General features: G+C 72.3%; 20 protein-coding genes. 6 read left to right on the forward strand and 14 right to left on the reverse strand.

Annotated features, from left to right (window positions below; genetic code table 11):
• From JQN83_RS06580 to rfbA, 13 genes are all read right to left on the reverse strand, one after another.
• On the reverse strand, positions 1-1,695 hold the full coding sequence (locus JQN83_RS06580) for an AAA family ATPase (protein ID WP_208566138.1): 1,695 nt from the start codon (positions 1,693-1,695) through the stop codon (positions 1-3).
• Positions 1,695-4,163, reverse strand: coding sequence for a hypothetical protein (locus tag JQN83_RS06585; protein ID WP_208566139.1), 2,469 nt, complete (start codon positions 4,161-4,163; stop codon positions 1,695-1,697). The genes JQN83_RS06580 and JQN83_RS06585 overlap by 1 nt, the downstream gene beginning before the upstream one ends.
• A 32-nt stretch (positions 4,164-4,195) precedes the next feature.
• Positions 4,196-5,845 carry a M67 family metallopeptidase gene (locus tag JQN83_RS06590; protein WP_208566140.1) on the reverse strand — a complete coding sequence of 550 codons (1,650 nt, stop codon included), beginning with the start codon at positions 5,843-5,845 and terminating at the stop codon, positions 4,196-4,198.
• A complete protein-coding gene (locus JQN83_RS06595; RefSeq protein ID WP_208566141.1) occupies positions 5,845-6,159 on the reverse strand; it encodes a hypothetical protein in 315 nt (104 codons plus the stop codon). The genes JQN83_RS06590 and JQN83_RS06595 overlap by 1 nt, the downstream gene beginning before the upstream one ends.
• Positions 6,156-6,713 carry a hypothetical protein gene (locus JQN83_RS06600; RefSeq protein WP_208566142.1) on the reverse strand — a complete coding sequence of 186 codons (558 nt, stop codon included), beginning with the start codon at positions 6,711-6,713 and terminating at the stop codon, positions 6,156-6,158. Before JQN83_RS06600 ends, JQN83_RS06595 begins: the two co-directional genes overlap by 4 nt.
• A complete protein-coding gene (locus JQN83_RS06605) occupies positions 6,700-7,368 on the reverse strand; it encodes a ubiquitin-conjugating enzyme E2 (RefSeq protein ID WP_208566143.1) in 669 nt (222 codons plus the stop codon). The genes JQN83_RS06600 and JQN83_RS06605 overlap by 14 nt, the downstream gene beginning before the upstream one ends.
• A gap of 1 nt (position 7,369) precedes the next feature.
• Positions 7,370-8,638, reverse strand: a complete 1,269-nt coding sequence (locus tag JQN83_RS06610) for a ThiF family adenylyltransferase (RefSeq protein WP_208566144.1) — start codon at positions 8,636-8,638, stop codon at positions 7,370-7,372.
• Positions 8,635-9,150, reverse strand: coding sequence for a hypothetical protein (locus tag JQN83_RS06615; protein ID WP_208566145.1), 516 nt, complete (start codon positions 9,148-9,150; stop codon positions 8,635-8,637). Before JQN83_RS06615 ends, JQN83_RS06610 begins: the two co-directional genes overlap by 4 nt.
• A gap of 363 nt (positions 9,151-9,513) precedes the next feature.
• Complete coding sequence (locus JQN83_RS06620; RefSeq protein ID WP_208566146.1) at positions 9,514-10,059, reverse strand: carboxymuconolactone decarboxylase family protein; 546 nt, start codon at positions 10,057-10,059, stop codon at positions 9,514-9,516.
• Positions 10,060-10,191: 132 nt separating this feature from the next.
• Positions 10,192-10,389: a hypothetical protein gene (locus JQN83_RS06625; protein ID WP_208566147.1), complete on the reverse strand. Its 198-nt coding sequence runs from the start codon at positions 10,387-10,389 to the stop codon at positions 10,192-10,194.
• A 58-nt stretch (positions 10,390-10,447) separates the two neighbouring features.
• Positions 10,448-11,806 carry a Pup--protein ligase gene (gene pafA / locus JQN83_RS06630; protein WP_208566148.1) on the reverse strand — a complete coding sequence of 453 codons (1,359 nt, stop codon included), beginning with the start codon at positions 11,804-11,806 and terminating at the stop codon, positions 10,448-10,450.
• A gap of 68 nt (positions 11,807-11,874) precedes the next feature.
• Positions 11,875-12,498, reverse strand: a complete 624-nt coding sequence (gene rfbC, locus JQN83_RS06635; protein WP_208566149.1) for a dTDP-4-dehydrorhamnose 3,5-epimerase — start codon at positions 12,496-12,498, stop codon at positions 11,875-11,877.
• Entirely contained in the window at positions 12,495-13,412 is a 918-nt protein-coding gene (gene rfbA / locus JQN83_RS06640) for a glucose-1-phosphate thymidylyltransferase RfbA (RefSeq protein ID WP_208566150.1), read from the reverse strand. The genes rfbC and rfbA overlap by 4 nt, the downstream gene beginning before the upstream one ends.
• 88 nt (positions 13,413-13,500) lie before the next feature.
• On the opposite strand from rfbA, the gene rfbB reads away from it, so the two are divergent.
• Genes rfbB through JQN83_RS06670 form a run of 6 tightly spaced genes read left to right on the forward strand, consistent with a single transcriptional unit; the run spans position 13,501 to position 18,823 of the window.
• Positions 13,501-14,502, forward strand: a complete 1,002-nt coding sequence (rfbB, locus tag JQN83_RS06645) for a dTDP-glucose 4,6-dehydratase (RefSeq protein WP_208566151.1) — start codon at positions 13,501-13,503, stop codon at positions 14,500-14,502.
• Positions 14,499-15,386, forward strand: coding sequence for a dTDP-4-dehydrorhamnose reductase (rfbD, locus tag JQN83_RS06650; protein ID WP_208566152.1), 888 nt, complete (start codon positions 14,499-14,501; stop codon positions 15,384-15,386). The genes rfbB and rfbD overlap by 4 nt, the downstream gene beginning before the upstream one ends.
• Positions 15,383-15,790 (forward strand): DUF2304 domain-containing protein, encoded by a 408-nt coding sequence (locus tag JQN83_RS06655; RefSeq protein ID WP_244251851.1) that lies wholly within the window; start codon positions 15,383-15,385, stop codon positions 15,788-15,790. The genes rfbD and JQN83_RS06655 overlap by 4 nt, the downstream gene beginning before the upstream one ends.
• On the forward strand, positions 15,783-16,484 hold the full coding sequence (locus JQN83_RS06660) for a glycosyltransferase family 2 protein (protein ID WP_145920205.1): 702 nt from the start codon (positions 15,783-15,785) through the stop codon (positions 16,482-16,484). Before JQN83_RS06655 ends, JQN83_RS06660 begins: the two co-directional genes overlap by 8 nt.
• The gene (locus tag JQN83_RS06665) at positions 16,484-17,794 is read left to right on the forward strand and encodes a polysaccharide biosynthesis protein (protein WP_244251852.1); all 1,311 of its coding nucleotides are present in this window, start codon (positions 16,484-16,486) and stop codon (positions 17,792-17,794) included. The genes JQN83_RS06660 and JQN83_RS06665 overlap by 1 nt, the downstream gene beginning before the upstream one ends.
• On the forward strand, positions 17,795-18,823 hold the full coding sequence (locus JQN83_RS06670; RefSeq protein ID WP_208566154.1) for a glycosyltransferase family 2 protein: 1,029 nt from the start codon (positions 17,795-17,797) through the stop codon (positions 18,821-18,823).
• 116 nt (positions 18,824-18,939) lie between these two features.
• Here JQN83_RS06670 and prcA read toward each other — a convergent pair whose 3' ends face one another.
• On the reverse strand, positions 18,940-19,773 hold the full coding sequence (prcA, locus tag JQN83_RS06675; RefSeq protein WP_208566155.1) for a proteasome subunit alpha: 834 nt from the start codon (positions 19,771-19,773) through the stop codon (positions 18,940-18,942).
• Between the last annotated feature and the right edge of the window lie 11 nt (positions 19,774-19,784).

The following is a 19,784-nucleotide window of genomic DNA, read 5'->3' on the forward strand; positions in this document are numbered from 1 at the left end:
CTACCTCCGTAGGTGTCGGAGCAGGGTCAGGTCCACCACCGGTTCCTCCGACCACGCCTGCTCGGAGACGGGATGCCAGGCCGGGCCGGTGCCGGGCAGCAGGGAGGCGACGCCGCCCTGGACGTAGTGGCCGTAGGTGCGCTCGACGTCGCGCGCCATGTCGTCGTGGCCCAACTCCCGCAGCGCGGAGACCGACTGCCGCACCCAGTCGCGGATGTGCATCGGCTGCTGGTACGTCTCCAGCGCGGCCAGCAGCTGCTGCCGGGTCAGCTGCCCGGTCGGCCCCTGCGGGCCGGTGGACGAGATGACCCCCATGACGGTGTCCGAGACGACCTTCTGGATGTCACCCGGCGCCAACCCGTGCGACCTGCGGGCCAACTCGACGACGTCGATGTCGTCGGCACGCACCCCGGCGTCGAGCTGGTCGAGGTGCACCTGGAAGATCTTCGCCCGGACCTGCTCGTCGGGCAGCTCGACGGGGATCATCTCGTCGAAGCGGCGCAGCAGTGCCAGGTCCATCGCCCAGAGCCGGTTCGTGCAGCCGAAGAAGATCACCGCGGCCTGTGACTCACGTAGCCGGTCGATCTCCTGGAGCAGGTGCGAGGTGAGCTGCACCCGCCAGTCCTGACCGCCCTCCCGGGACATGCCGATCGAGTCGATCTCGTCTCCGAACAGGATCGCCGGTTGGGCGTCGATCGCCTGGTCGAAGATCTCCGACACCCGCTTCTCGTCGTCACCGACGTAACGGTTCAACACGTCGTTGAGACGCATCCGGAAGATCGGCAGTGGCCGGCCGTGTCGACGCCGGTACTCGCCGCTGAACGCCCGGATGAGGAAGGTCTTGCCGCATCCCGACGGCCCGAACAACAGGATGGACCTGCTGGGTGACTGGTGGTAGCGGGCCAGCCGGTCGGCGAGGCCCTCGCTGTCGAGGTCCCCGAAGTAGGTCTCGAAGATCCGCTGACGTAGCCGCCCGGTGAACGTACCCGCCTCGTCCGCCCCTCCGACCTGCGCGAACGTCGGTTCGGTCGAGCCGGTCACCGGCCGGGACCCCGACCCCGGCTCGGCGGCGTCCACCTCCGCGGGCAGCCGGGGGTGCCGCGGCTGCAGGGCCCGGACCCGACGCAGGTCCGTCGCGCACTGCTCCGGCCGGCCCAGCTCCTGGTGCACGTACGCGCGGGTGGCCAGCACCTCGGCGGACAGGTACCGGCCCAGCCCGCCGGGCAGCGGCGCGGCGTCGAGGAGCCCGGCGAGCCGGTCGCACGCCGCCACCGCCTCGACCGTCGGTTGCTGCTCGAACCCGGCCAGCAGCCGTGACAACGCGTCGGTCAGACTGTTCGCCACCAGTTCCTGGTGGGTGCTGCGCCCGATGGCACGCAGCAGCGACCCGACCGCCCGCTCGTGCTCGCCGCGCAGGTGCTGCAGGTGACCCAGCAGCGCGGCGGCGTCCGAGCCGGCGCCGAACTCGTCGAGGGCACGGGCCAGGTCCGCCTCGGCCACCGCGAGGTCCGCCGGGTCGGGCTGCCCGTCCCCGTCCCGCAGCAGGGTCCAGGCCCGACCGTAGTACGGCTCCCACTGGTCCGCGCCCAACTCGATCGCCTTGGCGAAGTGTTCCCGGGCCGACCGGAGGTCGTCCCGGCCCAGTGCGTCGACACCCTCGTGGTAAGCCGACGTCCAGACCTTCTCGGGCTCCATCAGCCACCTCCCTGCGTCCCGTTGACCGGCCACACGACACAGCGGGAGACGTGGGACCGTCCCCGACCGGCGGTCACCCGGATGCCGCCGTGCGCGCCGATGCCGTCGACCAGTGCGTCCGCGACGGTGACACCGGCGGCGACCGCCAGCGCCCCGTACGCCGCCGGCGTCAGTCCACCGGCGAACAACTCGGTGTAGCCGGTGCAGTCGCCGATCGCCCGCGGGTCGGTGTCCGCCGTCGCGGCCACCAGGACGTGCGGGGCGAACTCCGCCGTGCCGAACAGCCGCTGGAGCTGGTCCAGCACCGGCCCCGGGCCACCGGTGAACAGCACGCACACCGGCCCGGTCACCCCGGTGGGTGGCACGACGCCGGTACGGATCCAGGGATTGTCGTCGTCGGGGGGCGTGCCGCCGGCCGCCGGGGCGGACCGCTCCGGCGGCGGGTCGGGTTCGCGGGCGGAGCTGACCAGCGCCGCCAACTCCTCCAGCCGGGCCTCGTCCGGGCGGGGCACCACGTCCAACTCGAAGTCGGACCAGTCCCGGTCACCGGTGGCCTTCGGCACCGACCCGATCGCCCCGACGGTGTCGACGATCGAACCCAGCAGCAACGTCGCCGCCACGGGGGCTTCTACGGCGTCCGTGGGCAGGTCGACCAGGACCCGGCCGGCCGAGCCGAGCGGCTCGACGGAGAAGTCCGGCCGTTGGAACGTCATCGCCACGGCCCGCCGCAGGATGCTGACGACGCCCAGGGCCCGGTCGAGCAGGAGGGCGGCGCGGCGCAGGTCACCGGTGTGGTGGAACGTCAGCCCGGCGCGCTCGGAGACCATCGCCACGGCGTGCGTGCGGGACGCGTCGGCGTCGTCACTGGCGTAGGCGCGCCTGGTAAGCAGGCCGACGGCGTAGACGATGGCCCTGACCACCGCGTCGGCGGCCGGGTCCGCACAGTGCGGCAACCGGGCCAGCAGACACTGCGCCAGCAGGTCGCGCAGCGCCGGGGCCCGGTCCAGTTCCTCCAGCCACCAACCCGCCTGCCCCTGGCCGTCGAGCTGGGGTCGCAGCCGGTGCCAGCCCGGGGGGACCGTACCGACCGGCGTCTCCCGGATCCACACCACCGGCCAGCCCTGCCGGGACAGCGTGTCCCCCCACGCGCCGATCCGGGCTTCGGTCACCGGGGTGCCGATCAGCCGGCTGCGGACGCCCGGGCCGATCCGCAGGCTGGCGACGCCGCCCCGGTCGGCCAGGCCGACCCGCAGCGGCACCCCAGGCGGGGCGTCCGGGTAGCCGGTCAACCGGGCAGGTCGGCGGAACGGGTCCCCGCTGGCCGGGGGCACGGCCACCCGGGTCGGTGCCGACGCCGGGACGACGGGCGGTGGCACCTCCCGCAGCAGTTCGGCGTCGGCGAGCAGGGCCGGCAGGAACCACCCGCTGCGCCGACCGACCGTCCGCAACTGGCGGGCCGCCACGGGCAACCGGTGACGCAACACCCGGCCGTCGAGCAGTGACACGAGTTCGGGTAGCCGGGCCTCCAGACCCCGCTGCATCATCCAGTCGCCGATGCGCAGACCGTGGGCGAAGGCCCGGTGCAGCTCCCGGTCGGAGCCGAGCCGGGAGTGCTCCTCGACCAGCATCCGGCGGTAGCGCCAGGCCGCCGCGAGGACCGGATCCACCCGGTTCGGGCGCCACGGGTCCGGGCCCGGCCCCACCGCCGCCTCGTCGGTGAGGGCGCTGGCCAGGTAGAAGCAGGCGTACGCGGTGGTGGGGTCACCCAGCCGGAGCAGGGCCCGCCCGCACCAGACCAGTTCCGTGCGCACCTCGGACTCGAGCCAGCCGGACAGCCTCTCGTCCCCGACGATGGTCAGGAGCTGCTCGACGATGATCCGGTATTCGCCCAGGCCGTACCAGACGTCACCCCGGGCGAGGTAGGGACCGGTCAGATCGCGCAGCAGCCGCCGTTCGACACCCTCCGGATCGGTGGCCGGCGACTCGCCGTACGGCAGGTCGTCCTCGCCGTCGAAGAGGGCGGCGAGCCGCTCCCGCTTCGGCTCCGGGCCCTCCACCCCCAGCGGTGCCACCGGTGCCGGCACGGGGACCGGTTCCGACGGGCGCAGTGCCGGCTCCTGGGCCAACGCCGCCAGCTCGGACAGCTCGGCCCAGTCCGCCCGCAGGCCGGTGCCGACCAGGTGAACGGTGTGCGTGAGCAGCGCGTGGGCCAGGCCCGGCAGACCGAGTGCCGCCCAGCCCCGGATCACCGCCAGCCACCAGCCGCACCGGCCGGTGTGCAGTTGGGCCAGCAGTTTCCCGTATCCGGCCGGGACGGTGTCACCGGGGTCGGCGGCCGGTACGAACACCGCAGGGTCCACGGCCAGCATGACCGCCGCACTGAACTCGCGGGCCACGACCACCCGCTCACCCGCGTCGAGCAGCCGCGGCCAGTTGCCCCCGACCTTTCCGCGCCGGCCGGTGGTCAACTCCCCCGCACCTCCTCCGGTCGTCCCCACGCTCAGAACCGGCACAGGACGTGGTCGATGCGACCGTGCAACCGGCCGAGGTGGTCGGTGCAGATGGTGGCCACCGACTCCTGCCCGGCCACGCTGACGATGTGCTGGGTCAGTCGTTGCGTGCGCAGGTCGAAGGCGGCGATCTGGTTGCCGCCGTCGTCGTCGAACAGGGCGTAGAGGGTGTCGCCGCCGAGGGACAGGTCCCGCACCGGCCACCGGTCCCAGGGTGGGTCGAGGGCGATGTCGACCAGCGGTGTCCCGTCGTCCTCGGCGGGTCGCCAGAGCCGGAGCCGGCCGTCCTGCACGGCCCCGAGCAGCGGCGTCGACCCACCGGACTCCTTCCAGCGGGGCAGCAGCCGACACTGCGCGGACGGCAGGTCCCCCCGCGTGCCGGAGCCGAGCGACGTGCGCTCGCCCTCCTGGACGAGGGGCAGCCGGTGCCACTGCCGGGCGGTACGCACCCAGACCGCCTCCGGGTCGCCGACGGCCTCCAGCGGATCCCCCTCCAGTGGGGGCAGCGCGAGTCGGGCGAACTGGAACCGGAACCGGGTCCCCTGCTCCGAGTCCTCGGCCGCCGAGGTCTCCATCCGCAGGACGTGGTGGTTGGCCATCAGCACCCAGAGCATGCCCTCCTGGTCGTAGTGCACCGAGACGGGCGGCGACTCGATCCGGACCGGCCAGACCAGCCGCCGGGATATGTCGAAGCGCTCCATCAGCAGGTCACCCGGGGTGTAGGAGTAGCACTCGCCCCGGTGTACGGCGATCCGTTCCTTGAACCGGGTGGAGGCCAGCCGTAGCCGTCCCTGGCGACCACGGGTGTGTCGCAGCCGCCGCTGGACCGCCTCCAACTCCTCGACGCAGCCGGGGTCGGCACCGGCCGTGAGCGCCACCTCGACCAGGAGCCGGAACTGGTCGATGCCGGCGTCGGTGCCCCACCGGCGACGGGGGCTGGCCGCCGCGGTCAGCAGCGTGGCCAGCCGGGACTCCGTGGCCACGCCCAGTGCGGGCAGCAACTCGGCCGGCCCTGGTCGGCTCGGCCGGTCGTCGTCGTCCCGGTCGACGCACTCCTCCAGGAACCGCTGGTGTCGTTCGGCGGCGCTGTCGGGGCCGGTCATCCGGACCAGGTAGTCGTCGAGCGCCTCCAGTTCGGTGCCGGCGAGCCGCCAGAAGCCCACCGGGAGTCCCCACTCGCCGGCGCCGACCACGGCGGAGACGTACCAGGGCGCATTGAAGTGTGCCTGGTGCATCTTGTGGTCGGTCCCCGACATGAACGGCTTGCCGCCGACGTGTGAGTGGTACCAGCCGACGATGTACTCGTCGACGCTGTCGGCGAGCCGGGCGGCGATCGCCTGGATCGACGACTGGTCGAACTCGAAGTGCACCGCGCTGGCGTTGTCGCTGGGCACCGCCAGGTGGTCGGTGACCGTGACGATCCAACCGGTGCCGTTGACGAAGTGACGGCCCAGCAGGATGCCGCCGACCTCGGTGCCGGCCTGCTGCGCGGACTGCCGCCGGATGCCGCTGAGTACGGTGTCGTCGACGTGCAGGGTGACCACGGGGCCGGACCGCAACAGTTCACTCGACGGTGCCGGGTTGTGCTGGGCGAGCGGGCGGCGGACGGGTTCGATGCGGAAGTCCGGCGAGACGTCCATCAGGTCGCCGCCCCCGCCGTCCGGTCGCCCGCGCGCGCCTCCCGGGTCATGATGAGGGTGTGGCCGGCCTCCACCTGCGCCGACCGCAGGGTCTCGGACACCCCGAGGAAGCGGTTGCGTTCCTGCCACATCAGCCGGTACGGGATCACGTTGCCCGTCTGGTCCTGTTGGGGGAAGGGCAGGGCCGGGTTCGCCACGATCTTGGCGATGATCCCCTGCACGGGAATGTCGAGCGGGAGGCTGACGTCCCACTTCTCGGTCAACATGGTGGTGGCCAGGATGACCGGGATCGATTCGAGCGGCGGATTCGTCATGCGTCACCTTCTGCCGGTGTGGACCATTCCTGGATGCGGTTCACCGAGATGTCGAAGTCGAGATCCTGCTCCGGCTGGCCGAGCAGGGTGTGGGCGGAGGTCTCCTCCGCCCGCCGATGGACCGCCTCGAACAGTGCGCCGACGGTCAGGTCCGTGGCGATGAGGGCGATCTCCACGCCGGTGTAGGTGCCGAGGCGGCACACCGTCTGCAACAGGTCCTGGAACGTCCCCGCATGCCACTGCACCGCCGGCACCTCGGCCTGGATGAGCACGCACCCCTGCACCAGCAGGAACTTCGCCTGTCGGCTGTGGACGTTCCACTCCGACACCAGCCGCAGCACGGGTCCCCGGGCGGTGAGACCGACCTCCCGTTGCAGCAGGGCGCGCAGGTAGACCCAGTGCGGCGTCGACTTCACCTCGATCAGCAGCGGGTAGTGGTAGCCGGGCACCGGGCAGCGGTAGCCGGTGACGACGGTGTTCTCGTCGACGACCTCGCAGGTCCAGCCGATCTGCGCGAACAGGGCGGCGATGGCCTTGCCGTCAGGCCTGCTCATCCGGGCCCCCTTCCCGTCCGGTCGAGTCCGGCTCGACCGTCGCCAGGCCGGGTTCGACCAACGCCGGACCCGGCTCCGTCGACGGCAGGTCGGGACCGGCCGGCGGCTGACCCGGCTCCGTCGACGGCAGGTCGGGACCGGCCGGCGGCGGGCTCGCCCGCGGTCGCAGGTCGAGGTCGAAGGCCAGGTCACGCACGGGTGTCGGATCGATCGGCACCACTGGTTCGTCGGCCTCCAGGTTGATCCCGAGCCACCGGGCCGCCCCGCGGTCCAGCGGGTCGTAGATGTTGAACGACTTGTACTGGACCAACTCGCACAACTGGACGCAGAGTTCGGCCACGGACATGCCGGGGTACCAGATGTCGCCGGTGCAGACCCGGGGCGGCCGGATGTTCGGGTGGAAGATCGGTGTCTTCCACACGATCTCCGGGGGCAGCAGCGGGAAGCTACCGCCCAGGGTGAGGGTGAACTCGTGGTGCGACGACAGGCCCAGCTCCTCCTGGTTGAACACCAGGCCACGGCAGGTGAGCACCACGTCGTACCGGGTCGGTGGGAGCCCGTGCGCGGTGAAGGTCACCATCGAGCTGGCCCTGACCAACTGCCGCATGTCGGTGTACTCGGTGTCCAGTCGCCGGTCGCGGGGCGTCATCGCCATGTCAGCTCCTGCCTCTGCCGGTACGCGCCGCCGGGTCCTGCGGACCACGAGGCGTCGGGGCCTGCGGACCACCGTCCGACGGGTCCGGCGGCACCCGGGGCGGCGCACCACCGGCGCCGCCCCGACCTCCGTCGGAGCCCACCGGTTCGGCCAGTTCGAAGACCACGGTCCCCCCGCTGCCGTGCGCCTCGACCCAGCTCCAGCGGGGGAAACCCGTCTCGTGCGGCGACAGCCGGTGCCACGGCTGCGTCCCGTCGATCTGGTCGACCAGGTCGAGGGCCACCTCGGCGGCGCAGGTCGGGCACCGGACCGGGCGGTCCCCCGGGTGGACCCGGTGGACCTCGTCCTGCCGGCCGCAACCGAGGCAGCTCCAGCCGCGCAACACCGTCAGCGGCAGGCGCAGCACCACCTCGTCGTCGGCCCGCGCCGTCCGCCACCGCTCGAGGATGTCGACCCACCGGTCGGTGGCCCACGAGCCGGGGCTCCCGGTCGGCACCGCCGGGGTCGGGTGCAGCAGGCAGTCCGGGTTCACCGGGATGCCGACCTGCCAGAACCGGTCGTAGGCGAGGTCGAAGCGCAGTTCGTGGCCGATCGGCACGGTCATGTCGTGCCGGTCACGGCTGAGCCACCGCATCGCCTGCTGCGCCATCGACGCCCCGACGGTGGAGGCGACGGTCGGGGTGGTGGGCACCCCCCGGGCCGTCTCGGCACGGACCCGGTAGGCCAGGCAGGAGTGGCGCAGGGCGAGGTCCCGCAGGTCCTCGTCGGTCAGCCCGCAGACGTAGCACGGGCCGTCCGGCGGCAGGTAGAGGCGCACCGCGCCCTCCCAGGTGGTGAGGCCGCCGTCGATCAGCAGGACACCGGCCTGCCCGGCGAGTTGGCCGAGCGCCACCCGGGCGGCCACGTTGTCCAGGCAGCCGAGCACCACGTCGGCGCGGTGGAGCAGCCCGGCCCCGAGACCCGTGCGCAGGTCGTCGGCGATCACGTCGACCTGACAGTCCGGGTTGAGTTCACCGGCGGCCCGTACGACGGCGTCCACCTTGGCGGCACCGACGTCGGACGGTCGGTAGAGCACCGACCGGGAGAGGTTGCCGACCTCGACCGTGTCGAGGTCGACGACGGTGATCGTGCCCCAGCCGAGCAGGAGGAGGTTCTTCAGCACCTCGTTGCCGAGGGCACCCGCGCCGGCGACCACGGCGTGCGCGCCACGTACCTCGTCCTGGTCCCACCACTCGATGTCGGCCAGCCGGGAGTAGCGGTCCTGGGTCATGTGGTCACCACCCGACCCACCGGCACCGGAACCGGCACCATGTGGCAGTCGCGCGAGTAGCACCGCGCGCCACGCAGGTACTCCCAGCAGTCCTCGCAGTAGCCCTCACCGCACAGGGGGCAGAGCACCACCTCCGCATCGACGGTGAAGGTGGTGTGGCACTGCTGGCAACGGTGCCCGACCAGCACGTGCCCGGTGGGCAGTCGCAGCTGACGGACCTCGGAGAACCACGCCAACTGACCGGCGAAGGCCACCCGGTCACCGTGGTGCAGGACGGCGAGTCCGATGATCCGTCGACCGTTGCGGACGACGTCCACCCCGTCCGGGATGATCAACGAGTGGCCCGCCCGGGACCGGGCGAGCCAGACCCCCGCGCCGTCTCCCGCGGTGTCCCGCAGCTCGGCGGTGGGCAGTCCCGCGCACGGCAGGTAGCCGTGCGTCCCCCGTTGGGGCAGCTGCACGGTGAAGTCGTCGAAGTCGAGGTACGGACCGACGGCGGGGATCTCGATCATCAGCACCCTCCACGACCGGTTCCGGAGCAGCACTCGCGCGGCGGTGACCGGGGGCCGGTGGATCCGTGCCACCCGGAGCACCTCACGCACGGTGTGCGTAGGGAGACCCAGTGTTCTATGAGGATGCAAGTGCGGGGATCGACCGATGGTCCAGTGAGGACTGTCGACACAGCCCGGGCGGGTGACCCGACGGCAGTTTCCCGGCGCCGGGCCGGCCGCAGCGGGCCGGCAAGGCGACCGACCTGGCGGCGGTACAGCGTCCCTGACCTGCTGGATCGGCATGGACGGGGGCTCTCGGCCGGCGGACCGCACCACCCGTCCCCCGCCGACTGACCGGTCGGCGGGGGCACTGTCGGATCAGCGTCAGTCCGCCGTGTAGCCGTGCGTCACGATCCGCGCGGCGGTCTCCTCGTAACCCTCCCCCTCGGGGGCGAAGGTGCCCAGGCCGTCGACGTACCGGTTGAACATGCAGAACGCGGCGGCGATCAACACCGTGTCGTGGATCTCCAGGTCGGTGCCGCCCTCGGCGCGGGCCGCCTCGACCAGCTCGCTGGTGACCTGCCGGCCACCGGCCTGCACCGCCGCCGCGATCCGCAACAGGGCGCGCAGCTTCGCGCTGACCGGCGCGGTGTCCAGGTCGGCCCGCACCTGGTCGACCAGGGTCATCCCGGTGGGCAGCTGGGCGGCGGCGAACGCCGAGTGGGAGGCGCAGCAGAACCGGCACTCGTTGAGCCCCGAGACGTAGGCGGCGATCAGCTCCCGCTCACCCGGCGTCAACGTCGGGTGCGGGGTGCGCAACAACACCTCGGCCAGCTCGTTCAGCGGCTTCGCGGTCTCCGGCCGGTACCGCATCGGCCCGGTGATCCCCGGGAACGCCTTCTCGTCGAGACCCAGATCGATGTGCGCCACCGGCACCCCCTGACTCGCCGGCCGCCCCGGCGGGCTGCCGTCGCACCAGGGTGCCAGCTCCGCGGCCCCCGATCATCTTCCGGAGTGCTCGACCGGACCGACCGGTGCCGACGGCGGCCCGACCGGAAGGGGTCAGCCGACCAGGAAGATCACCGCGAGCCAACCCACCACGATGACGACCAACGCCACGGTCAGCACCCAGGTCGGCACCGTGTACTCGCCCCGGCGGTTGCGGGCGATCTCGTCGCGGATCTTCGCCCGGCGACGATCGATCCAGTTGAGCCGCTGGGTGTCGCCGCTCTCGCGGTCGGCGGGTTCGGAAGTGTTCATCGCCCCGCCAGCGTACCGGTGGGGTCGACGGTCGGTGCCGGCCGCCGACCCCACCGGGTCACATGCTGGCGATCAGGCGTTCGACCCGCTCGTCGTACGCGCGGAACGGGTCCTTGCAGAGCACGGTGCGCTGCGCCTGGTCGTTGAGCTTCAGGTGCACCCAGTCGACGGTGAAGTCACGCCGCTTCTCCTGGGCGTGCCTGATGAACTCGCCGCGCAGCCGGGCCCGGGTGGTCTGCGGCGGCGTCTCCTTGGCCTCGAAGATCTCCGGGTCGGTGGCCACCCGGTCCACCTGACCGCGCCGCTCCAGCAGCCCGTACAGGCCCCGGCCCCGGCGCAGGTCGTGGTAGGCCAGGTCCATCTGCGCCACCCGGGGGTGCGACAGCGGCAGGTCGTGCTTGCGCTGGTAGCGCTCGATCAACCGGAGCTTGCTCACCCAGTCGATCTCCCGGGCCACCGGGTCGAGGTTGCCGTCCTCCACCGCGTTGAGCACCCGGCCCCACAGCTCCACCACCCGCTTGGCGGTCTGGTCGCCACCGCGGCGCTCGACGAACTCGGTGGCCCGCGCCAGGTATTCCTGCTGGATCTCCAGCGCGCTGACCTCCTTGCCGGAGGCGAGCCGCACCTTGCGCCGGCCGGTGATGTCGTGTGACACCTCCCGGATGGCCCGGATCGGGTTCTCCAGCGACAGGTCACGCATCACCACGCCGGCCTCGATCATCCGCAGCACGATGTCGGCCGAGCCGACCTTGAGCAGCGTGGTGACCTCGTTCATGTTGGAGTCGCCGACGATGACGTGCAGCCGCCGGTAGCGCTCGGCGTCGGCGTGCGGCTCGTCGCGGGTGTTGATGATCGGCCGGCTGCGGGTGGTCGCCGAGGAGACGCCCTCCCAGATGTGCTCGGCCCGCTGGGACAGGCAGTAGACCGCCCCGCGCGGGGTCTGCAACACCTTGCCCGCCCCGCAGATCAGCTGCCGGGTGACCAGGAACGGGATGAGCACGTCGGCCAGCCGGCCGAACTCACCGTGCCGGGACACCAGGTAGTTCTCGTGGCAGCCGTACGAGTTGCCGGCCGAGTCGGTGTTGTTCTTGAACAGGTAGATCTCACCCGCGATGCCCTCGTCGTGCAGCCGCTTCTCCGCATCGACGAGCAGGCCCTCCAGGATCCGTTCACCGGCCCGGTCGTGGGCGACCAGGTCGGTGACCGAGTCGCACTCCGGAGTGGCGTACTCCGGGTGCGACCCGACGTCCAGGTAGAGCCGGGCCCCGTTGCGCAGGAACACGTTGCTCGACCGCCCCCAGGACACCACCCGACGAAACAGATACCGGGCGACCTCGTCGGGGGACAGCCGCCGCTGCCCGCGATAGGTGCAGGTGACGCCGTACTCGGTCTCGAGGCCGAAGATTCGCCGCTCCATGATGTGACACTAGCCGCCCGGAGGGCAGGTTCGTCACTGTCACAGCACAGGTAGTGTGCTTCGGTCGCTCAGATCCCGTCCGAGTACGACATTCCGTCCGGCCCCAGCCCGGCCACGAACGCCCGGCAGGCGGCATAGTCCGGCAGCGTCCCCGCCGCGCGGACCTGCGCCAACGTCGGCGCCGCCGCGTCGCGGGCGGACAGTTGCGGCACCTCGGCCGGCCACTCGATGCCCAACTCCGGGTCGAGCGGGTGCACGGCGTGTTCCCCGGTCGGGTTGTAGGTGGTCGAGCAGAGGTAGGTCAGGGTCGCGTCGTCGCTCAACGCGCAGAAACCGTGCCCCAGCCCCTCGGCCAGATAGACCGCCCGCCGGTCGGTGTCGTCCAACCGGACGCCCTCCCAGCGGCCGAAGGTCGGCGAACCGGTGCGCAGGTCCACCACCACGTCGAGCACCGCGCCCCGGACGCAGGTGACGTACTTGGCCTGGCCGGGCGGGACGTCGGCGAAGTGGATGCCGCGCACCACACCCCGGCCGGAGATGGACAGGTTGGCCTGGGCCAGCCGCAGCGGGTGCCCCACCGCCTCGGCGAGCTGGTCGAACCGGTACCACTCCATGAACAGGCCGCGCGGGTCACCGTGCTGCTGCGGGGTGACCTCCCAGGCGCCCTCGATGCTCAGCGGGCGAATCTTCACCGCACCCCCTCCGTTACCGACTGGGCCGCGCGCAGCACCGCCTCGTCGTGCTTGTCGGCCAGCAGGCCCAGCAGGTAGTCACCGTAGCCGCTCTTGGTCAGCGGCTCGGCCAGGGCGCGCAGCTGCTCGTCGTCGAGCAGGCCGGCCCGCCAGCAGACCTCCTCGACGCAGCCGATCTTCATGCCCTGCCGTTCCTCGATCACCCGGACGAACTCGCCGGCCTGCATCATCGAGGTGAAGGTGCCGGTGTCCAGCCAGGCGGTGCCCCGGTCCAGCACGGTCACCGACAGCTCACCGGCCCGCCGGTACGCCTCGTTGACCGCGGTGATCTCCAACTCGCCCCGGGCGCTCGGGGTGAGGTTGCCGGCGATCTCGACCACCCGGTTGTCGTAGAAGTACAGGCCCGGCACCGCGTAGCGGGACTTCGGCCGGGCCGGCTTCTCCTCGATCGACAGCACCCGGCCGTCGGCGTCGAAGTCGACCACCCCGTACGCCTCGGGGTTGGCGACCGGGTAGGCGAAGACCCGCCCGCCGACCAGGTCGCCGTTGTCGGCCAGCTGCCGGCCGAGGCCGACGCCGTGGAAGATGTTGTCGCCCAGCACCAGCGCCACCGAGTCGTCGCCGATGAAGTCCGCGCCGAGCACGAACGCCTGCGCGATGCCGTCCGGGCGGGCCTGGGCGACGTACTCCAGCCGCAGCCCCCACTGGCTGCCGTCGCCGAGCAGCCGCTGGAACTGGTCCTGGTCCTCCGGGGTGGTGATCACCAGGATCTCCCGTACCCCGGACATCACCAGCGTCGACAGCGGGTAGTAGACCATCGGCTTGTCGAAGATCGGCATCAGTTGCTTGGACACCGCGCGGGTGATCGGCCACAGCCGGGACCCGGTGCCACCAGCGAGAAGGATTCCACGCACCGGGGGAGCCTACCGGGACCGGCGCGAACCGGACACCGGGGTCACGGTCCCCGGGTCGGCGGGCCGATGCGCGTACACTTCCGTCCCCGTGAGGATTCTCGTCACCGGCGGAGCCGGATTCATCGGGTCGGAGTACGTACGGATGCTGCTGGGTGTGCCCGGCGGTGACGCGTCCGGCGTGCCCGCGGTCGAACCCGCGACGGTGACCGTGCTGGACAAGCTGACCTACTCCGGCAACCTGGACAACCTCGCCCCGGTGCGCGAGGACCCCCGGCTGCGGTTCGTCCGGGGCGACATCTGCGACCCGGCGACGGTCGACGAGGTCGTCGCCGGCCAGGACGTGATCGTGCACTTCGCCGCCGAGTCGCACGTCGACCGGTCGATCGCCGGGGCCGCCCCGTTCGTCACCACCAACGTGCTGGGCACCCAGACCCTGCTGGACGCCGCGCTGCGGCACGGCACCGGCCGGTTCGTGCACGTCTCCACCGACGAGGTGTACGGCTCGATCGACTCCGGTTCCTGGACGGAGACCTGGCCGCTGGCCCCGAACTCGCCGTACTCGGCCTCGAAGGCCGGGTCCGACCTGCTGGCGCTGGCCTACCACCGGACCCACGGCATGGACGTGGTGGTGACCCGCTGCTCCAACAACTACGGGCCGTACCAGTTCCCGGAGAAGGTCGTCCCGCTGTTCGTGACCAACCTGCTCGACGGGGGCACGGTGCCGCTCTACGGCGACGGCGGCAACGTGCGTGACTGGCTGCACGTGCACGACCACTGCCGGGGCATCGCGATGGTGGCGCACGCCGGTCGCGCCGGTGAGGTCTACCACATCGGCGGCGGCACCGAGCTGAGCAACAAGGAGCTGACCGGGCGGCTGCTGGAGGCGTGCGACGCCGGCTGGGACCGGGTCGTCCCGGTGACCGACCGTAAGGGCCACGACCGCCGCTACTCGCTCGACATCAGCAAGATCAACACCGAGCTGGGGTACGCCCCGAGCATCGGCCTCGACGAGGGCCTGGCCCAGACCGTCGCCTGGTACCGGGACAACCGGGCCTGGTGGGAGCCGTTGAAGACGGCACCGGCCGCATGACCCGGGTCCTCGTCACCGGTGCCGGCGGCATGCTCGGCCGGGACCTGCTCACCGTGCTGGCCACCCGCGGCGACCTCAAGGTGACCGCCGCCACCCGCACCGACCTCGACATCACCGACGCCGAGGCGGTCCGGGCCGCGGTCGCCGGGCACGACGTGGTGTTCAACGCCGCCGCGTGGACCGACGTCGACGGCGCGGAACGGGACGAGGCGGCGGCCACCGCGATCAACGGCGGCGGGGTGGCCCACCTGGCCCGCGCCTGCGCCGGGCACGGCGCGCGGCTGCTGCACGTCTCCACCGACTACGTCTTCGCCGGCGACGCCGACACCCCGTACGCCGAGGACGCCCCCACCGACCCGATCAACGCGTACGGCCGCAGCAAGCTCGCCGGGGAGCGGGCCGTGGTCCGATTCCTCCCCGAAACCGGCTACCTGGTGCGGACCGCCTGGCTCTACGGGGCACACGGGCGCAACTTCGTCACCACCATGCTCGGCCTGGCCGCCACCCGGGAACACCTCGACGTGGTCGACGACCAGCACGGCCAACCCACCTGGTCGTACGCGCTGGCCACCCGGCTGGTCGCACTCGCCGACGCGGCCCTGGCCGACCGGGCCCCCGCCGGGACCTACCACGGCACCTGCACCGGCCAGACCACCTGGTACGGGCTGGCCCGCGCCGCCTTCACGCTGGCCGGGCTCGACCCCGACCGGGTCCGACCCACCACCAGCGACCGGTTTCCGCGTCCGGCCGCGCGACCCGCGTACAGTGTGCTAGGGCACGACCGGTGGGCCGAGGCCGGCCTGCCCCCGCTGCCGGACTGGCACGACGCGCTGTCCGACGCCTTCGCCTCCCCGACTGCACCCACCCCGTGGAAGGTCGCATGAAGCTCACCCTCGTCACCGGTCTGACCGGCCTGATCCTGCTCGCCACCATCGTCGAGCTGCTGCGCCGCCGGCAGCTCCGCGAGAAGTACGGCATGCTCTGGCTCGGCGTGCTGGTCATCGTCATCCCGTTGTCGCTGTTCCCCCGGCTGCTCGACAACGTGGCCGGCTTCTTCGGCGTGGTCTCCGGCGTCAGCCTCGTGCTGTTCCTCGGCATCGTCTTCCTGCTGCTGGTCTGCGTGCACCTGAGCTGGGAGGTCAGCGCGCTGGAGGAGGAGACCCGCACCCTGGCCGAGGACTTCGCCCTGCTCCGCGCGCAGATCGACGCGGAACGCGCCGCCCGGCTCGCCCAGGACGCGCAGCTCACCGCAGCCAACCGAGACGAACTGGTGTCCCACGATGGTTAACGGCAAGCGTGTCCTGATCATCATCCCGGCGCTCAACGAGTCCGGGTCGATCGCCGACGTGGTCGGCGAGGTCCGGGGCGAACTGCCCGGCGTCGACGTGCTGGTGGTCGACGACGGCTCCACCGACCGTACCGCCGCCGTGGCCGCCGCCGCCGGGGCCCGGGTCGCGAAGCTGCCGTACAACCTCGGGGTGGGCGGGGCGATGCGGCTCGGCTACCGCTACGCCCGGGACAACGACTACGACGTGGCGATCCAGATCGACGCCGACGGCCAGCACGACCCCCGGTACGTGCCCAAGCTGGTCGACCTGCTCGACGACAACGACCTGGTCATCGGTGCCCGGTTCGCCGGCGAGGGCGACTACTCGGTGCGCGGGCCCCGCCGCTGGGCGATGGTCATGCTGTCCGGGGTGCTCTCCCGGGTGGCCAAGACCCGGCTGACCGACACCACGTCCGGGTTCCGGGCCGCCAACCGGCGGGTCATCGAGATGTTCGCCGGCTGGTACCCGGCGGAGTACCTCGGCGACACGGTGGAGACCCTGGTGCACACCGCCCGGCGCGGCTACCGCATCCGTCAGGTGCCGGTGGCCATGCGCAAACGGATGGCCGGCACCCCCAGCCACTCCCCCGCCAAGGCGATGATCTACCTGGGTCGGGCCTTCGCGGTGCTCACGCTGGCGCTCATCCGCCGGTGATGCGGCGGCTGCTCCATCTCGTCCCGCCCGGCACCGTCGCCGTCGGAGGCGGGCTCGCCCTGCTCGGGCTCGCCTCCTACGTGCACCTCGCGGTCGCCGGACACGCCCTCGACCGCGCCGACTACTCCTCACTGTCGGTGCTCTGGTCGATCGTGTTCACCCTCGGCATCGGCGTGTTCATCCCCGTCGAGCAGGAGGTGGCCCGGGTCGTCGCCGCCCGCCGCAGCCAGGGGCTGCCCCCCGGCCCGGTGCTGGCCCGGGGAGCCACCGTCGCCGCCGCCGTGCTGGCGGTGCTGGTCGTGGCCACCCTCGTCGGCCGCCAGGCGCTCACCGACCGGCTCTTCGCCGGCGACGACACGATGGTCGCCGTGCTGATCGGCGCGCTGGTCGCGATGGCCGTGGCGTACACCACCCGGGGTGTGCTGTCCGGCCTGCAACTCTTCCCCTGGTACGGCACCCAGCTCGGCGTCGACGGCGGGGTGCGCATCGCGCTGGTCGCCGGCCTCGGCGTCAGCGGCGTCACGGACCCGGTCTGGTACGGCGCGGTGCTGGTCGTCGCCCCGCTGCTGTCGGTGCTGGTGACCCTCCCGCCGGTGCTGCGGGCCGTCGGCGGCGGCCTCCCGGTGGCCTGGGGCACCCTGCTGCGCGGCCTCGGCCTGCTCACCGTCTCCAGCCTGCTCTCCCAGGTCGTGGTCAACATCGGCGTGATCAACGTCCGGCTGCTCGACCCGGCCGACGTGGCGACCGCCGGTGCGCTGCTCTCCGCCCTGGTGCTGGTCCGGATCCCGCTGTTCGTCTTCGGCTCGATGCAGGCGTCGCTGCTGCCCGGCCTGGCCACCACCGCCACCACCGGCGACGTGGCCGCTTTCCACCGCCTGCTGCGCCGGGCGCTCGGCGTGGTCACCGCCCTCGGTGTCGCCGGGGCGGTCGGCGCGGTGGCGCTCGGCCCGTGGCTGGTGCACCGGCTCTTCGACGCCCCCGGCGTGCTCGGCCACGGCGACTTCGCCTGGCTGGCCGTCGGCACCCTCGCCTACCTGTGGGCGATGGTGCTCGGGCAGGCGCTGCTCGCCCTCGACCGGCACCGCGCCCAGGCCGTGTCGTGGACGATCGGGGTGACCGCCCTGCTCGCCGTCACGGCCGTCCCGGCCCCCGTCGCGCTCCGCGTCGAACTGGCCTACGCCGTCGGTTCCGTCGTGGTGGCCGCCACCATGGCCGTCCTGCTGCTGCGCCGGGGTGCCCGCCCGGCCACCCCCACCCCCGGCCGGCCGCTCGACGACGTGGTGGCCACCGGCGTCTCCGGAGGTCTGTAGATGTCCCGCCCCCAGGTGTCCGCGGTGATGCTCGCCTACGGTGCCGAGCCCTACCTGGTCGACGCCGCCCGCGCCGTGCTGGCCAGCACCGACGTCGAGATCGAGCTGATCGTGGTCGACAACGGCTGCACCGGTGACGGCATCGACGTGGTCAAGGGCTTCGCCGGGGTACGGGTGGTCCGGCCGGAGGAGAACACCGGCTACTCCGGCGGCTGCCGGGTCGGCGCCGCCGAGGCCACCGGTGAGTGGCTGGCCTTCGTCAACTCCGACGCCGTCGTCGCCCCCGACGCGCTGGCCCGGACGGTGGCGGTGGCCGGTGAGCCGGGCGTGGGCGCGGTGATGGCCTCGATCCGGCTCGCCGAGAACCCCGACCTGATCAACACCTCCGGCAACCCGCTGCACTACATCGGGCTGTCCTGGGCCGGCGGCAACGGCCAGCCCGCCAGCGCGCACGCCCGGCGGACCACGGTCCCGTCGATCAGCGGCTGCTGCTTCGTGATCAACCGGGCGCTCTGGCGGGAGCTGGACGGCTTCGCCGCCGAGTACTTCGCCTACCACGAGGACACCGAGATCAGCCTGCGGTTGTGGCAGCGCGGACTACGCCAGGAGTACGTCCCGGACGCCGTGGTGGTGCACCACTACGAGTTCTCCCGCAACAAGCTCAAGCACTACCTGCTGGAACGCAACCGCCTGATCTCGCTGCTCACCGCGTACGAGACGCGGACGCTGGTGGTGCTCGCGCCGATGCTGCTGCTGACCGAGGCGGCGATGCTGGTGGCCGCGCTGCTCGGCGGCTGGAGCCGGGAGAAGGCGCGCGGTTGGGGTTGGCTGTGGACCAACCGGGCCTGGGTGCGGGCCCGGCGTCGCCAGCTCCAGCAGGAGCGGATGGTCCCCGACGGCGTCATCGCCGAGCTGATGACCGCCAAGGTCGACCCGTCGAACGTCGAGTCGCCGCCCGGGATGAGCATCTTCAACGTCATCGCCGCTGGCTACTGGGCCCTGGCCAGGCCGCTGCTGCGCAGGGCCTGACCGTCACGCCGCCGCCGTGCCGCAGGGCACCGGCGGCGGGTGGGTCGACCCGGACTGCGGATGGCACCCACGCGTAGGGTCCGGGGTGTGCACCCCGGCCCCTACGCGTGTCGCCGTCACGCTTCCGGCTTCTCCTGGGGCTGGCCCTCCAGGTCGGCCGAGCCGGCCGACGTGGTGGGCTTGTGCGCCTCCTCGGTCGGCACCGTCGGGGTCTTGGCCTGGCCGTCGGCCGGCGCGGCGTCACCCGCCGCGTCACCCTCCAGCAGCGCGGTCAGCGCCGCGCCGGTGATCCGTCGGAAGGTACGCCCCACCCGGGCACGGTCCAGGACCGCCACCTCGAGCTGGTTGGGGGCGATCGTCCGGGCCGCGCCGCCCTCGCCGCCGACGCTGCTCAGCGCCTTCATCGCCACCCTGACCGCCTCGCTGAGCGACAGGTCGGGGCGGTGCTCGGCCTTGAGCACGCCGGTGATCGCCTCGGCCTGACCGCCCATCGCCATCCGGCCCGGCTCGTCGTTGACCGACCCGTCGTAGGTGAGCCGGTACAGCTCGTCCTCCTCGACCGTGGCACCGACCTGCGCCACGCAGATCTCCACCTCGAACGGCTTGGACTGCTCGGTGAAGATCGCGCCCAGGGTCTGCGCGAACGCGTTGGCCAGGGCCCGGCCGGTCACGTCACGCCGGTCGTAGCTCAGGCCGTTGAGGTCGGCCATCCGCACCCCGGCACGGCGCAGGTTCTCGAACTCGTTGTACCGGCCGACGGCGGCGAAGCCGATCCGGTCGTAGATCTCACTGACCTTGTGCAGGGCGCTGGAGAGGTTCTCCGCGACGAAGAGCACCCCGCCGGTGTAACTCAGGACCACCGCGCTGCGCCCCCGGGCGATGCCCTTGCGGGCCAGCTCGGAGCGGTCGCGCATGATCTGCTCGGGCGAGGCGTAGAACTGCATGGCCACGGCGGCGGTTC

Origin of the sequence: Micromonospora antibiotica (genome assembly GCF_017599305.1) — a bacterium.
GTDB classification, from domain to species: Bacteria; Actinomycetota; Actinomycetes; order Mycobacteriales; family Micromonosporaceae; genus Micromonospora; species Micromonospora antibiotica.